At 65.8% G+C, this 14,838-nt stretch carries 13 protein-coding genes, 1 tRNA gene and 2 pseudogenes; 2 read left to right on the top strand and 14 right to left on the bottom strand.

Annotated features, from left to right (window positions below; translation table 11 throughout):
- Positions 1-129 precede the first annotated feature (129 nt).
- Positions 130-972 (top strand): phytanoyl-CoA dioxygenase family protein, encoded by an 843-nt coding sequence (locus ACOGI8_RS10620; RefSeq protein ID WP_419853778.1) that lies wholly within the window; start codon positions 130-132, stop codon positions 970-972.
- 91 nt (positions 973-1,063) lie between these two features.
- Here ACOGI8_RS10620 and ACOGI8_RS10625 read toward each other — a convergent pair whose 3' ends face one another.
- Both ACOGI8_RS10625 and ACOGI8_RS10630 read right to left on the bottom strand, forming a co-directional pair.
- Positions 1,064-2,881 (bottom strand): leucine-rich repeat domain-containing protein, encoded by a 1,818-nt coding sequence (locus ACOGI8_RS10625; protein WP_419853779.1) that lies wholly within the window; start codon positions 2,879-2,881, stop codon positions 1,064-1,066.
- Positions 2,882-3,008: 127 nt separating this feature from the next.
- Positions 3,009-3,149 (bottom strand): annotated as a pseudogene (locus tag ACOGI8_RS10630) (hypothetical protein); the annotation flags it as partial.
- A 29-nt stretch (positions 3,150-3,178) separates the two neighbouring features.
- On the opposite strand from ACOGI8_RS10630, the gene ACOGI8_RS10635 reads away from it, so the two are divergent.
- Positions 3,179-4,063 carry an IS3 family transposase gene (locus ACOGI8_RS10635; RefSeq protein ID WP_419856397.1) on the top strand — a complete coding sequence of 295 codons (885 nt, stop codon included), beginning with the start codon at positions 3,179-3,181 and terminating at the stop codon, positions 4,061-4,063.
- A 216-nt stretch (positions 4,064-4,279) separates the two neighbouring features.
- Here ACOGI8_RS10635 and ACOGI8_RS10640 read toward each other — a convergent pair whose 3' ends face one another.
- The 12 genes and pseudogenes from ACOGI8_RS10640 to ACOGI8_RS10695 all read right to left on the bottom strand — a co-directional run bounded on the left by ACOGI8_RS10640 (position 4,280) and on the right by ACOGI8_RS10695 (position 14,833).
- A complete protein-coding gene (locus tag ACOGI8_RS10640) occupies positions 4,280-4,519 on the bottom strand; it encodes a hypothetical protein (RefSeq protein WP_419853780.1) in 240 nt (79 codons plus the stop codon).
- Positions 4,516-4,725: a hypothetical protein gene (locus ACOGI8_RS10645; protein ID WP_419853781.1), complete on the bottom strand. Its 210-nt coding sequence runs from the start codon at positions 4,723-4,725 to the stop codon at positions 4,516-4,518. Before ACOGI8_RS10645 ends, ACOGI8_RS10640 begins: the two co-directional genes overlap by 4 nt.
- 1,654 nt (positions 4,726-6,379) lie before the next feature.
- Positions 6,380-7,540 (bottom strand): Fic family protein, encoded by a 1,161-nt coding sequence (locus ACOGI8_RS10650; protein ID WP_419853782.1) that lies wholly within the window; start codon positions 7,538-7,540, stop codon positions 6,380-6,382.
- Positions 7,541-7,847: 307 nt separating this feature from the next.
- Positions 7,848-8,504 carry a tyrosine-type recombinase/integrase gene (locus tag ACOGI8_RS10655; protein ID WP_419856398.1) on the bottom strand — a complete coding sequence of 219 codons (657 nt, stop codon included), beginning with the start codon at positions 8,502-8,504 and terminating at the stop codon, positions 7,848-7,850.
- Positions 8,505-8,951, bottom strand: a pseudogene (locus ACOGI8_RS10660) (tyrosine-type recombinase/integrase); the annotation flags it as partial.
- Positions 8,952-9,153: 202 nt separating this feature from the next.
- Positions 9,154-9,237: transfer RNA gene (locus tag ACOGI8_RS10665), tRNA-Leu, on the bottom strand.
- A gap of 81 nt (positions 9,238-9,318) precedes the next feature.
- Complete coding sequence (locus tag ACOGI8_RS10670) at positions 9,319-10,158, bottom strand: TIGR03560 family F420-dependent LLM class oxidoreductase (RefSeq protein ID WP_419853783.1); 840 nt, start codon at positions 10,156-10,158, stop codon at positions 9,319-9,321.
- An 87-nt stretch (positions 10,159-10,245) separates the two neighbouring features.
- Positions 10,246-10,473, bottom strand: coding sequence for a preprotein translocase subunit SecG (gene secG / locus ACOGI8_RS10675; protein ID WP_419856399.1), 228 nt, complete (start codon positions 10,471-10,473; stop codon positions 10,246-10,248).
- Positions 10,474-10,528: 55 nt separating this feature from the next.
- Positions 10,529-12,124, bottom strand: coding sequence for a thioredoxin (locus tag ACOGI8_RS10680; protein WP_419853784.1), 1,596 nt, complete (start codon positions 12,122-12,124; stop codon positions 10,529-10,531).
- Positions 12,125-12,190: 66 nt separating this feature from the next.
- Positions 12,191-13,201, bottom strand: a complete 1,011-nt coding sequence (locus ACOGI8_RS10685; RefSeq protein WP_419853785.1) for a patatin-like phospholipase family protein — start codon at positions 13,199-13,201, stop codon at positions 12,191-12,193.
- 52 nt (positions 13,202-13,253) lie between these two features.
- The gene (locus ACOGI8_RS10690; protein ID WP_419853786.1) at positions 13,254-14,405 is read right to left on the bottom strand and encodes an alpha/beta fold hydrolase; all 1,152 of its coding nucleotides are present in this window, start codon (positions 14,403-14,405) and stop codon (positions 13,254-13,256) included.
- A 47-nt stretch (positions 14,406-14,452) separates the two neighbouring features.
- Complete coding sequence (locus ACOGI8_RS10695; RefSeq protein ID WP_419853787.1) at positions 14,453-14,833, bottom strand: poly(R)-hydroxyalkanoic acid synthase subunit PhaE; 381 nt, start codon at positions 14,831-14,833, stop codon at positions 14,453-14,455.
- Positions 14,834-14,838: the final 5 nt, after the last annotated feature.

Raw genomic sequence — 14,838 nt, forward strand, 5'->3', positions numbered from 1 at the left:
CACCGTCAAGCCAAGCTCACGAGGCTCACTGCGGCACAACCGCCTGTGGCCCTCGTGCGCGTCCAGACGATTGGTAGTTTCGGCAATGAGCCAAACCGACCAGTCACGGCGGGCCGAGAGGGGGACGCCATGCCGAAGCACCTGACCGACGCCCAGGTCGGCCACTACCGCGACCGGGGCTATGTCTCGCCGGTCGACCTTCTGACCGAGGGGGAGGCTGCCGAGGCGCGGGCGAAGCTCGAGGCCTACGAGGCCGAATCCGGCGGCCCGCTCGCCGGCGCTGAGCGTGCGGGCGGTCATCTGCTGTGGACGTGGCTCGACGAGCTCATGCGCCACGAGACCCTGCTCGACGCGGTCGAGGATCTGATCGGCCCCGACATCCTGTGCTGGAACTCGATCTTCTGGATCAAGGAGGCGGCCTCGCCCAGCTACGTCGGTTGGCACCAAGACCTCGAGTACTGGGGGCTCGACAACGACGAACTCGTCAGCGCGTGGATCGCACTCTCACCCGCTTCCGAAGCGGCCGGTGCGATGTCGGTTCTCCCCGGAAGCCATCGAGAACTGCTCGGCCACGACGAGACCTACCACGCGGACAACATGCTGACGCGGGGCCAGGAGCTCAAGATCGACGTCTCGGAGCGAGAGGTCGCCTCGATGGCACTCGAGCCCGGCCAGATGTCCATGCACAACGTGCGGCTCGCCCACGGATCGGGGCCGAACACCACCGACGACCGTCGCATCGGCGTGTCGCTGCAGTACATGCCCACCCGGACCAGGCAGCGCCTCGTCGACTGGGACTTCGCCACCCTCGTCCGCGGCACTGACGACTACGGGAACTTCGAGCTGACCCCGCGACCGCAGCGAGACTTCGATCCGGTCGCCGTGGAGTTCCACCAGCGAGCCGGCGTGGCAGTCCGCGAACTCCTCTACAAGGGTGCCCAGCCTCCCCCCGAACGGGCCCCGACGCTGTAGCTGCTGTTCGTATCGGAGGGAGACTGTCTTTCCGCAGGTCAGAGGCGGGGTTGAGTCTCCGGTTCCCACTGGTTCGCCCGGTTCATGTCCCTCATGGGCACGTCTGCAAGCCGAGTTCGTCGAGGTCGTTGTCGGCGACGTCGAGCAACGCTGCCGGTATGCAGCCGGTGAACTGGTTGCTGGAGAGGTACAGCACTGCCAGGTCGGGCAGATCGTTCAGGTAGGTGGGGATCGAGCCGCTGAGCTGGTTGTTGTCGAGGTGGAGCTGCTCCAGCTTGATCAGCTTGTCCAACGATGGGGGGATCGAGCCGCTGAACTGGTTGTTGTCCAGCCGCAGTTGTTCAAGGTCGGTCAGGTTGCCCAGTTCGGGCGGGATCGGGCCGCTCAGCTGGTTGCGGTTCACGCTCAGGTAGGTCAGCTCGGCCAGGTTGCCGAATTCTGTCGGGATGGTGCCGGTCAGCATGTTCTGATCGAGGATCAGCCGTTCGAGGCTGGCGAGGTTGCCCAGACTCGTCGGGATCTCCCCGGTCAGACGGTTCCTGTCGAGATACAGGCGCTCCAGACTGGTCAGGTTGCCCAGCTCTGCGGGAATTGCTCCCGTCAGCCGGTTGCCATAGAGGTACAGCCGTTCGAGATCGGACAGGTTGCCGAGCTCCGCCGGTATCTCGCCGGTGAGATCGTTGTCGTAGAGGTACAAGGACTCCAGCCGGGCGAAGCTGCCGAACGCCGCGGGTATCTCGCCGGTGAGGCGGTTGCCGTCCAGCCCCAGCACAACCAGATTGGACAGGTTGTTCAGCTCCCGCGGTATCCCGCCGGTGAACTGGTTCTGGCGGAGCCACAAGTACCTCAGACCCGTGAGGTTGCCGAGCTCGGCGGGGATGGTCCCGGTCAGCTCGTTCTCGTCGACGTCGAGGGTTCTGAGGTTGACAAGGTTGCCCAGCTCGACGGGGACGGTCCCGGTCAGCTCGTTCTGCCACAGCTCCAGATTGGTGAGATTGGTCATGGCGCCGAACTCGGGGGGTATCGGGCCGCTGAGCATGTTGCGGTTCAGCGACACCACACGCAGTTCAGCGGATCCGGTCAGCTCGATCGGTATCGGCCCGGTCAGATCGTTGCCGTCGAGATCGAGAACGCTGAGCCTGGCCATGCCGCCCAGCTCGCCGGGGATCTCCCCGCTGAGGTCGTTGTTCACCAACGCCAGCACCCGCAGATCGCCCAGCCCGGCCAGTTCCGGCGGTATCGGGCCGGTCAGGTCGTTGTTCCCCAGGTGCAGCGAGCGCAACCTCGACAGCCGGGCCAGTTCCGGCGGTATCGACCCGCTCAGGTCGTTGCTGTCGAGGTACAGGACGAGCACGCAGCCGTCGCTGTCGGTGGACACGCCGAACCACTCATCGATGGGAGCGGTATCGCTGAGCCAGTTGACGCTGTTCCGCCAGTCGGGCCCGCCGGCAGCATCGTAGAGAGCTGCCAGCGCCTCACGGTCGCCGGCACAGGCAGCCGGTCCGCCGGGCAGCCGCACCAAATCGGACCAAGGCGACCACTGCGGCTCGCCATAACGATGATCGCTGGCGCCGACGATGAACCAGTACGACGCACCAGGAATCAAGTGCGCAACGACATGCGACGCCTGACCGCTGTTGGCCACGCTCACCGAGCTGAACGCAGCCATCCATTCCCTGCCGGCTGCCACAGCGGCGTCATAGTCGGCCTTGGAGATCCAGCCGATCCGGAAGTAGTTCCCGTCCTCGACGGAATCCCACTGGACGACAACTTCACCGACCTGCGACCCCACGACCGCTTGCGGCTTGGGCTGCGCGGTCGGGGCCGGCTGAGCCGCAGCGGTCGAAGCGCCGGCAGCGACGACGGCAAACAAGACGGCCGCTGCCAGCGCCAACAGCGGCCTCGGCATCAGAACCGACTTTCGCCGTGCGCCAGGGTTGGCTCGTCTGAGATGCACAGTCATGATGCTCCTCCTCATGGACCCGCCGATGCTAGGGCGAGGGCGAATTCTGGCGAGCACCCGATCACCTCGACGATCACCTCGTTCGCGAAGACCTTGGTGCCGGCGACCTCGAGGGGCGCGTCGATGCGGCAGCCCGTCCGAGCTCCTCGGCCAGCACGCACAGGTCAGCGAGCCCAGCACCGCCTCCGCCGATGTCGGTGGGGAGCGCCAGCGCGGTCGAGCCGAGCGTGGGGAATCAAGCCGATAGTTCCCAAAAGGAGGTTCGCGGCCATCAGGGTGATGGCCGCGGAAGGACTTCCTGTCGAGCGGGCGTGCGCGTTGTTAGGCGTGTTGGTGTCGAGCTGTTACGGCTGGATGCGCCGTGCGCCCTCAACGAGGTCGATCCGGCACGCCTGGCTGTCGGGGATCATCGGCGAGGTTCATGCCGGATCGCGGCAGACCTACGGCGCCAACCGAGTCCACGCCGAGCTCACCACGGGCCGGGGCATCGCGGTGTGCCGCCAGACCGTCGAGACCCTGATGCGACGGGCCGGGCTGCGAGGCGTCTCGGGACGGCCCAAGTTCCGCAGGGTTCCCAACGTGGCCACTGCAGCGGATCTCGTCGACCGGCACTTTGCCCGGGCCGAGCCGGATCGGCTGTGGGTGACAGACATCACCGAGCACCCCACACGCGAGGGCAAGGTCTTTTGCACGGTTGTGCTGGACACTTTCAGCCGCCGGGTCGTGGGTTGGTCGATCGACTCGCGACCCACGGTGTCGATGGTGACCAACGCGTTGGGCATGGCGATCGACAACCGCAGCCCGGTCGCCGGCGAGACCGTCATCCACAGCGACCAAGGCACTCAGTTCACCTCGTGGGCGTTCACACAGCCAGCGGTCGACTCGGGGCTGGTGCCCTCGATGGGCTCGGTCGGGGACTGCTTCGACAACGCCATGATCGAGTCATTCTGGTCACGCATGCAAGTCAAGCTGCTCGACCGCAAACGCTGGCACACCCGCATCGAGCTCGCCAACGCGATCTTCGAACACCTCGAGATCTGGCCCAACAGACAGCGCCGCCACACGTCCCTTGGCATGCTGGCCCCGATCGAGTTCGGGACTCGACATCAACACCGAACAGCAGCATGAATCCAGCATCACGCCTCCACCAAACCCAGGGACCCCCATGCCGATGCGGGACTCCACAGAGCATCTGATCCACAAGCAGAACGGTCAGATCGGTGAGCGCAACAGCTACGGCAACGATCCTCACCCGCCACCTGGTTGATCACGTCGTTCGCCAATCAGGACCCCGCCGAGATTCGTTCTCTCGGCGGGGTCCTGCGCGTTGTGGGCAAACCTGCTCTAGGGGCTGTTGGGCTGGTTGTAGCCGTCTCTGATGGCTTTGCCGAGAAGTTTTTCGCCGCTGCGGTGGCCGCCTGTGGCGCTGCCGCTGGTGCCAGCCTTGCCGCCGTGGGCGACGTGGGTGGCGTCGTACAGCTGGCGTGTGATCTTGCGGCGCGGGTCGGGCGGCAACGGCTTGCCTTTGGTCGCAGCGAACGCGTTCAAGAGTTGCCTGACCCAGCGGACGGTTGGTTTGATCATGACTGTCCTTGTTGGTGGCCTCGACGGATTTCCTCACCCACTAGTTTGTCGACGCGGTTGCTGCCGGGACCGGACCAGTCCTCGGGACCCATTGCGTCTCTGATGTTCTTGGCGACCTGACGGCGGCTGTCCGTCACCGGCTGGTCTTTGGTGGCAGAGAAGGCGTTGAGGAAACTGGTGACCTGTCGAGCGATCCGTTTGAGCATGGCTGCCTCTCATGTGGTGGGGGAACCCTGCTTGATATGGACTACTCGAACAGGGTCCCCCGAATGCGTCAGCAGTGATGCCTACAAACGCGACCCGCGGCCCTACATCGAGAGATTACAGCGGTGAGTGACCGCGCGGGCGGCGAGAGATCATGCTGCACGCGGAGCGCAAGACCAAGGCTCGTGAGAAATCCGGTGCAGCTAGGGCCATGGCCACTATCGCTCCTGACCGCAGGGCGCTGTCATACCCAGATTCGCAGCCACAGCAACCACACAAAGCCACAGCGACCCGCTACGGAACGTGCATGACACCGGCCGCGATGAGGACCTGCTGTCGACTGAGCAAAATCCTCAGCCTCGCTGCCGTGCTCGCGTTAGTCGTGGCGCTCTGCGTGACACTCGACCTGAGCAACTGGAACCACGGCATGGAAACCCCGTCGGCCGGGCGATAACGCACACGCCAACCGCGTGCGTCGTCCTCGCGAGAGATGCTGAGAGCCGAACCAGGCACGGTGAGCGTGTCGGGCATCGGACCGTGCGAAGCGAGGCAGCCGGGCTCGCGGACCTGATCCGAGTCGCTTTCCTGACGGGGTATCGCGACGCTCTGAGCAGCGGAAACACATCTCGATCTGGCGCCGGCAGGGGGTTACGCTCGCTGCGTGCCCGAGAGGCCTAAGCGCACCGCGCCGCTCGTCAGGCAGCGACAGTCGCACGCAACACCTGATCTGACAGCCCGAGCACCGGCGAAGCGAGATTCCCGGTGATCCCTGAGCGGTTCTGCTGGACGAAGATCGGGCCTGAGGCGGGCATGGTCCTGTGTGACATCGTGCACAGCAAGGACCGGCAGCGACTCGATGGCGGCGGTGTGTTTCTGTGGGGTATCGGCAGCAGCGTCGGCCCGTCAATCCGTGAGCTGGTGGAGAGCACCCGGGAGCCGACGGTCGTGTTCACCTGTATGCGCGCTCGTCCTGCTGCGCGGGACATCGCCCCGCGCGCTGTCGGGCATTGGACAACCGCTGCAGGACTTGACGGTGAGCCGTACGAGATGCCGGCGGGAGGGCCGGTGACCAGCGGCATTCACAACGCGCAGCCGTCGAAGCATCATTGGGCGCTGGTCTGCGAATCCGCCGTCCCGCTGGACCTGGCCCCGCAGGGATGGCTGGACGATGCACAGCTTCACAACCTGCGCACCGGCTCAAGGGTCAGAGCCTGCGCAATAGCCGGTGAGATTCATGGCCTTGACAGCGACACCCATAATGCGAATGCCGCCCAGTGCGAGGCGGTTCTTGAGCACGCCGGTGTCAGACCGCCAGGCGGCGGCGACGCACCGGCCAGCGATCTTGACCAAGCATCGCAAGGAGGCTGCGTTCTCGAATCGTCGAGCGGCCCAGCGTGGACTCAAGGTGCGCTCGGTCGCTTCCGATCCGGCTCAGCCAATCATCAGGGAGTCGGCCCCCCTTGGCGATCTGAGCAGCCACCTCCGTGACGATCTCCGGTCCGCCCTCGAGCGCGTCGCCGATCGTGTATGTCGCGGCGCCGTCACGGTGCACCATCACCGCTGTGGTGCCGTCGTGTGTCCAGACGCGTGCTCGGAGGCCGTGGGCTGCGAGGGGGACTGTCAGAATCTGACAGTCCCCCTCGCGCGAACCGACAGTTAGAGATCGAAGGGCTCGGAGTTGGTGCGCCAGCCGAGTCCATCGCGGACGATCAATTCGGCCCGAGCCAGACTCGCCAAGTCTCTGCTGAGCGTTCGATCGGTTACGCGTGCAACCGAGTCACTGAGGCCGAGTTCTAGGTAGAGCCGTTTGAGTTCGCGGCGCAGGTACACCTGTCCCCGCTCCATTCGCAGCACTAGATCGCGTTGCCGCTTGCGGACATTGGTGGCGGGGAACTGCGTCATGGTCTCATGGACGTGGTTGATCCAGGAAATCCTGGCGACAGCGACTTCGATCTTCTTCGTGTGCTCGCGAAGGCCGCTGGTGAAGCCCTCGATGGCGTACTCGAGGAACCCGAGGGGGCATCGTCTATTGCTGGCTTCTTGGAGCTTGGCGTAGTACCGGTCGTGGGTCTCGTAGTAGTGATTCCAAAGCAGGTGGGTCGCCTCGTAGGGGATCTCGCCGGTGCGGGTTAGCAACACGTACTCGAGCATTCGGGCCGTGCGACCGTTGCCGTCACCAAAGGGGTGTATCCACGCGATGTAGAGATGCGCGTAGATCGCCCCGATGACTGTCAGCGCGAAGTCGATGTCAGGACTCTCGCTGCGGAATTCTGCGCCAGCGAACCAATCCGCGAATCGGTTCAGCAGGTAGTGGCAATCGGCGGCCGGTGCGCCTTGGTAGACACCCCCGACCCCGACAGAATGATGGCGGATGCGGCCCGGGATCGCGTTGGGCTCGTGCTCGGTGTCCTCCAGCAGTAAGCGGTTGATCTTGCAGACCTCTTCGCTAGTGATCGGGAACGAACCGCCAGCCCGCGCTCGCCCGTCGATGTAACCGAGAACTTCGAACACGTTCTCGATCTCTTGCGCTTGATACTGGCGGGATGGTGTCGCTTCGTAGGTACCCGCTCGGATGGCCGCGATGACCTCTTCGTCGTGGCTCAGTGTGTTGCCTTCGATGGCCGTGGTCGCCATCACTCCACGTCGCAGCGAGACCATCAGCAACTCGTCTTGATCCTTCGCTGGAAGCGGGGCCCGCTTGATCTGCTTGCACAGACCCTGTGCCTCGCCCAGTAACATCCACGACCGCTGGCTCATTCGTCGGACAGCATCAAGGTCGAACGTGATCCACGGATGCGACTCTTCGTACTGTCTCATGACAAGAGTATAGATACACAGGTCCTACCTCTGGCCGTTTAGGTGTCCATACAATTTGTCAGCAATGGTAAGGGAATCCGGTCAAGTCGAGGCATTCGGTTGTCCATCGGAGCTGCTTCGTCCGTCGGGCGAACGCGTTGCGTATGGCGAGTTCCGAGCAACGTCGCGACCATCATCAGCAACCGATCGGCAGCGCATCAAAGCCCGCGCGCAGACGATCAAGGGACGCCGCGGATTGCGATGAGTTCATTTCGATGGCCTCGTCCGGGATGTCAGGCCAGTGCCTATGCAATCGGCTCGGCGACACTCAGTGCAGCGAGGAACAAGCGAAGTTGGCCCAGTCGGACATGACTTGGCTCCGCTGGTCGAACAGGTCGGCCTGCCGGACGTAGGCGCGCTCGACACTGTTGCCGAGCGTGTGCGCAAGACAGGCCTCAGCCACCGCCCACGATGCGCCTGAGCACTCGAGGAGCCACTGCCGCAGCGAGGTTCTAAAGCCGTGAGCGGTCGAGTCGATCCCGTTCGTGCGGAGCACTTTCAGAAGGGCTTGCCGGCTGAGTTCCTGGCCCTGCCGAAGCGGGCTGGGGAAGATCAGGCCGGAGCCGTCGTCGATCACGCGAGCCTCGGCCAGCACGTCGAGTGCCTGCTTGGAGAGGGGAACTCGGTGTTCGAAGCTGCCCCCCTTCATGCGTTCGGCGGGGATCGTCCAGGTCGCTCTGTCGGAATCGACCTCCGACCACTGCGCTCCGCGGGCCTCCCCGCTGCGAACGCCTGTGAGGATGAGGAGCTGCAGACACAGTTTCGACGCCGGTGACGCCTCGGAGCGTTCGATGCGGCACATGGCATCAGGCACATCGTCGTAGGGGATTGCGCGTTGGTGACTGGCAACCTTCGGAGTGCGCGGAAGTGCTGCGTCGATCCCCTCCCCTGCCGCGTTGGCGACAACATGCTCATGGTGGGCCATGACCCAGCCGAGCACTTTGCGGATGCCCTGGCGGATCCGCCGTGCAATCTCGGGCTTGGAGTGCCAGATCGGATACAGAACGGCCAGCACATCCGCCCGGGTGATCTTGTCGGCCCGCATGTGCCACAGCGGCGCGGCGTGCTTGCGAAGCCTTCCGAGCCAGATGTCACCGTGACGCGGGTCCCGCCAAGTCAGCCGCATCATGTCGCAGACACGCTCGGCCGCCTGGCCGAAGGTCGGCACATCGGAGCGCAGAGTGGTCGGATCTCTGCCGGCTCTCGCCTCGGCCTTGATCTCGTCGCGTCGTTGCCTTGCGGCGGCAAGTCCCACCGCCGGCCACGGCCCGATTCCGATGTCGCGCTTGCGGCCCGCCACGCTCACGCGGACTACCCAACTGCGTGTACCGCTCGATTTGACGACCAAGCTGAGCCCGTCGCCGTCTGAGTGCTTGCCGCGCGGGCATGCTCGACGCCCTTGGCGGACGGATTCCCCATGTGCTCCTCCTCGGCGACTGCGGAGGGGGAACCGTTCCCCCTTTAGGCGGCAACTGACCGCAACAGGGGGAACTGCCGAGAGGGCGAATTCTCAACAAACTTGTTCTGACGAGTGCTTTTGAGAACTTCTGGGAATCCCTGACATGGTTCCTGGGTGTCGGAGGGGGGACTTGAACCCCCACACCCTTTCGGGCACTAGATCCTTAATCTAGCGCGTCTGCCAATTCCGCCACTCCGACTGAACGCCCCAAAACCGGCCGGTGGGCAGCCATTTCGGGGCGCATCAGCATAGCGCTGCAGGGTCAGATATTCGGCGGAGATCAGGCCTCGCCGATCGCCGTTGCGAGGGCGTCGAGGCGCACCGGATCCAGCTCGCCTCGCCACGACCACACCACGATGTCGACCCCCGCGTCGAAGAAATCCTGCGCACCCGCAACGGCCTTGTCGACATCACCGCCGGCCTCGAAACCGAGGTGGATCGACCGGTCTATCTCCGCCTCGTCACGCCCGACGCGCTCGCAGTGCGCCCGCAAGATGTCGTCGAGCTCCCGCCACGCAGCGACATCGGACGGGAACGTCATGTCCCACTGGTCGGCGTACTTTGCCGCCGTTCGCAGCGTTCGCACCCGGCCCTGCCCGCCGATCACGATCGGGATGCGCTTCTGGATCGGCTTGGGCTCGCACCAGGCATCGGTGAGCTCGAAGAACCGGCCCTTGTGGGTGGTCGTCGTCTCGGTCAGCAGCTTGATGATCACCTCCATGCCTTCTTCGAGCCGATCCGATCGGTCGCGCAGCGGGCCGAGCTCGATGCCGTAGGCGTCGCTCTCCATGAAGTTCCAGCCAGCGCCCATCCCCAGCTCGAAGCGGCCGTTCGAGATGTGGTCGAGCGTGGCTGCCATGTTCGCCGTGACCGCTGGATGACGGTGGTGCATGCCGTTGACCATCGCCCCGAGACGGATGCGGGTGGTGGCCTGCGCCAGGCCCGCCAGCATCGTCCAGCCCTCCAGGTTGGGACCGTCGTAGGGGGGCGCCAGGGGATAGAAGTGGTCCCAGTTCCAGGCCGACTCGAACACCTCGATCTCATCGGCGGCCTGCCAGATGGCCAGATATTCGGGCCACGTGGCGTGGTGCGGCGGTGTCTTGATTGCGTGACGTCCCATGAGGGCTCCTTGTCGCAGGCCAGCCGAACGATACGTGCTGACCTTCAGCGAGCACCTCGCTGTTAAACGAGCAGCAATCCGGTGCCGTCAGGCGAGCAGTAGGCCCAGTATCAGCGTGGTGAAGCCGAACGAGACGGCCACTACCACCGTGATGCGGCTGAGGTTCTTCTCGGCAACCGTCGAGCCCGCTGCAGTAGAGCCCACGGTGCCGCCGAACATGTCGGACACGCCGCCGCCACGACCGCTGTGCAGCAGCACCAAGCCGATCAGCCCGAAGGCCGACAGCAGGTGAATCGCACCGACAATCCACGTCATCACGGCTGTCGAGGCTACCGGCACCCGTCGCCGGGCCCGAGCGGGGATTGGGCGATTACGGGCGGATCGGGTGGGTGATGGGGATGCTGCCCTTGGCGCCGGGCACCCACCCCTCGATGATGGCGCTGAAGCCGCCCGCTCCCCCGCCGGCACGCACCACCATGGGCGACCACGGCGGCAGCTTGCGCAAGCCCCCGCTGGTGGTGCCCTCCGACGAACCGAACACGTGCCCGCCGTCGGTTGGGACGCCGCTGTCACCATCGCCGTCGGCGTCAGCAGTGCCCCTCAGGTGCTGCACGAACGACGCAGGCAACCCTTCCTCAATGCCGCCCGCACCGCAGGCGGCGAAGTCGAGATCCATCTGCAGCAGCGGGTCTAGCTCGTCGTAGAAGCGCTCCTTGGTCCAGCCCGAATCGGCGAACGTCGACATGTGCTCGGGCGTCATCACCACCATCGCCTCAGCCGGCAGCTTCCGATTGCCCACGCACAGCAGCTGCTGGGCGAGCGTGCGGATCAGCGAGCCGGGCGTGCGGGAGACCTGGTCGATGCAGCCCACTGGACCATGCCCGGCGAACAGGGTCACCGTGTCCTGGCCCGGCTCGAACCCGCGACTCACCGACAGCGGCGGCCAGCCGTCGGGCAGCCCCTCCTCGTCTTCGGCGAAGCACCAGCCCACCTTGGAGGGCGACCCGAGCGCCGAGCGGTCGATACCGCCGATGCCGGGCTTGCCGCCGCCGACGTTGCGAATCACGAGCTGCAGGGCCCGCCCGATGGTGGAGTTGGCGCGGTTGCCTTGGCCGAGTGCGTTCTTGTCGGTGTTCATGCCGATGCGGTGCCGGATCGGGCCGTTCACGATCACGATCGGTCCTGAGAACCACAGCGTGCACAGCAGGCCGTGCATATTGAACGTGTCGGTACAGGCAGCTTCGACCGCCGCCAGCACCACCGGCAGGTACTCGGGCTTGCAGCCCGCCATGACGGCGTTGACCGCCACCTTCTCCACCGTGCATTCGGCCAGCGTCGGCGGCACCACCGCAACGATCTCGTCGGGCGCCCGGCTCGTTCCCGCCAGCATGGCGGCCACCCGTGCCTCGGTTGGCGGCACCACCGGCAGCCCGTCCGACCAGCCGCGGTCGTATGCCGCCTCGACGGGGTCCTCCGCCGAAGCCAGCTCCACCTTGCGGCTCGCGAACGCGGTGGCGCCGAAACGCAATGCCAGCTCATCTGCCAGCAATGGGTCGACCGACATCGAGCCGCAGCCCGGTCGCATTTCGGGCAGCGAGGTGCCGAGATCGTCGGCGCCGCTCAGCGCCTCCCAGCTCGTGCGATCCCAGCCCACGGTGCGCGCCATCTCACGGCCGTCCATCACTGCCATGAGCGTCGGCACGGTGTCGATCTCGTGGTGCCACGACATTGCCAGATCGTGGTCGTGCACCACCTCGGAAGACTGCCCGCTGAGCCCAGCCATGAACTCGGGGTCGTCCTGGGTGAACACCGTCAGGCGAGTGCCGCTGCGCACGGCGTGGTCGACGAGTTCGGCGAGCACCGGCTCCACGTCGCGGCAGGTGGGGCAATCGCGTTTCACGAACGCCACGAGGCCATCGCGCAGACTCGGCATCTCGGCGGCGGTGGACGATTCTTCAGCAGGCACGCTGAGACTCTAGATCTGAGCCGCTACCCGCGGCCTCCCGGCCGGCGCCGGCGCACGAGCGATCCGCTACAGGGGGTGCGCCGTGAACTGCTCGCTCGCCGTGGCGTAGGCCTGCAGGGCCACAGCCGGCCGGCGGCGCGGGTCGAGCAGGTTGGCGCCCATGGCATCGAGGTCGGCCGATGCCGGCATGACGATTTCCACACGCTCACACTCCGTCAAGCTCAGTCGTTCGCATTCGGTGGCCATCCGGCTGGCAACTCGCAATGCGCTCCAGCCGAGTGTTGTCGCGCCGAAGTCCATCGCCGCGGCAATCGGCATGGCCCACGGACGCGCTGCAGACGGCAGTTCGGCAATGCCCATCGGCGAGCTCACCACGACCAGGTCATACGACTCGTCCCGCAGCACATCGAGGTTGTCGGACGAGTGCACGCCGGCATCGATGTACGCGGTGCCGTCGATCTCGACCGGCTCAAAGACCGCCGGCACAGCACACGACGCCGCGACAGCCTCCGCAGGGGTCGCCGGGCCGTCGGCATCGAAGACCACCCGTTGGCCGGTGTCGAGACCGACAACCGGCACACGCAGTCTTGGCCCGGTCGGCCACTCCCCCTCGAACAACCCGCGCACCATGTCGGCCACGTGCGACGTCGGCACCCTGCCACGGGGCAGCAGCGAGGCCAGCGCGGTACCCGGCGCCACCTGGCCCGGCATCGCCGCAGCGAGCATCCAGATGTGGGGTGCCATCGGTGCCCCGAAGCTGGCGGTGGCCTGGCGTTTCGGGCCGCGCCGGGCCCGTGCCGCGCCGAGCAGCCGCTCGCCGTCGGAGCTGAGGGGCTGACGTGTCTCGCGGCGGAACAGATCGCTGGGACTAAGCCCGGCAGCCACCAGGGCACCGGAGATCGACCCGGCCGACGTGCCCACGATCAGGTCGACCTCCCGGGCGTCGATCGCCCAGGTGTCTTCCAGCGCTTTGAGCACGCCGGCGTGGAACGCCCCGCCGACGATGCCGCCGGAGCCCATCACCAGCGCCACGCGCTGACCCGCCCGGGGGCGCTCCGATGTGGCTGTCTCGCTCACGGGCTGCAGCGTCCCCGACTCAGGCTCGGCTCTCGGCCACGAGTGGCGTCGGCTAGCTCTGGACGTCGCTGTGTTCGAGCATCCAGCCGATCATCGACGGGATCGAGCGCTTGCGGGCGCCGTTGCCCACGATCAGCCCGACGTGGCCGGCAGGCAGCCGCATCTCGGTGGCATCGTCGGAGCCGACCAGCTCATCGAGGCCGTAGGTGGACTCGGGCGGCACGATGTGGTCGCGCTCGGCGATCACGTTCAGGAACGGCACCGTGATGTCGGCAAGGTCGAGCTTGCGACCGCCGAGCATCAGGTCGCCGGTGATGAAGCCGTTGCCCTCGTTGAACATCTCGACTGTCTGGATCATCGTGGCGCCGGGAAACGGGATGTGATTGCGGGTCCACGACGTCATGGCCTGGTACGAGCTCAGGAACTTGTCGTCGTCGAGGTGCTCCCAGAAGTCCATGACCGTGCTGAGATCCGACGTGGGCGTGAGCAGCGTGAACGAGGCCCGCACGGCCTCGGCGGGCACGTTGCCCGTGTGGTCCATCAGGTGTTCGGGATCGATGCCGCCTTTGCCGACACCGGTCATGGCCGCGGGCATCTTGGTGAAGTCGACCGGGGTGGCCATCACGACAAGATTGCGGACGGGATCGTCGGGATGGCCGGCCGCGTACAGCAGCGACAGCAGGCCGCCGTAGCAGTAGCCGAACACGGTGACGCCGTTCTCGCCGCCCATCTGGTTGACCTTGGCCACCGCCTGGGGCAGCAGCTCGTCGCAGTAGGTCTCGAGGGTGTTGTTGGCCTCTTCCTCGTCGGGCACGCCCCAGTCGAGCAGGAAGACGTCGAAGCCCTCGGCCACGAGTCGCTCGATGAAGCTGTTGCCCGGCTGCAGATCCAAGATGAACGAGCGGCTGACCAGGCTCATCACCAGCAGGAGCGGCGGGCGCACCGTGGGACTCTCGCTGCGGTAGCGGTACAGCACTGCTTTGCCGTTGCTCCATACCGCGTCGCGGGGCGTCTGGCCGACCGGGGCACGATCGATGCCCATGACGTGGCGGGTCAGGTTCCACCAGCGCCGCATGCCGGTCTCCCACATGTCGGCAAACGGGGCGAAGCCGGCAAACGGGTTGAACTCCGCGGCGTCAGCCTCGGGCGCAGCGCCGTTGGCGTCGTTCTTCGGAATGGGCTTGGCCAGTGTCGTTGGGGGCATGGCTATTCCTTCAGGATGTTCAGATGTGATCGGGGTGTTCGGGGGACTCAGGCCTTCGAGGCCGTCTTGGCAGGGGCCTTCTTGGCAGCCAGCTTGCTCGAAACCGGCTGCGCAGCGCCGTTCGTGGCCGGTGCCACATCGCCGGGCGCAGCGGCGGCCACCTCGAACACGAGGTTCTTGAGACCCTTCAGCTCACGGTCGACTGCGGCGACCTGCTGGCGAAGCTTGCGAACATCGGTGGCCGCGGGCAGGTTCCAGAAGTGCAGCCAACGCCGGCTGGCCCGCTCGAACTCAGCAGTGAGTGCGCTGGTGACCTTGGCGCTCGCGGCCATGAAGTCGCGGAAGCCGTCCGAGGCGGTGAGCTGCTGGAGACCAGGCGCTACGGCCTTCTCCCACTCGTCATAGATCTCACGCCATTGCTTGGCCATGTTTG

Source organism: Candidatus Poriferisodalis sp. (assembly GCF_965204195.1).
Lineage (GTDB): Bacteria > Actinomycetota > Acidimicrobiia > Acidimicrobiales > Poriferisodalaceae > Poriferisodalis.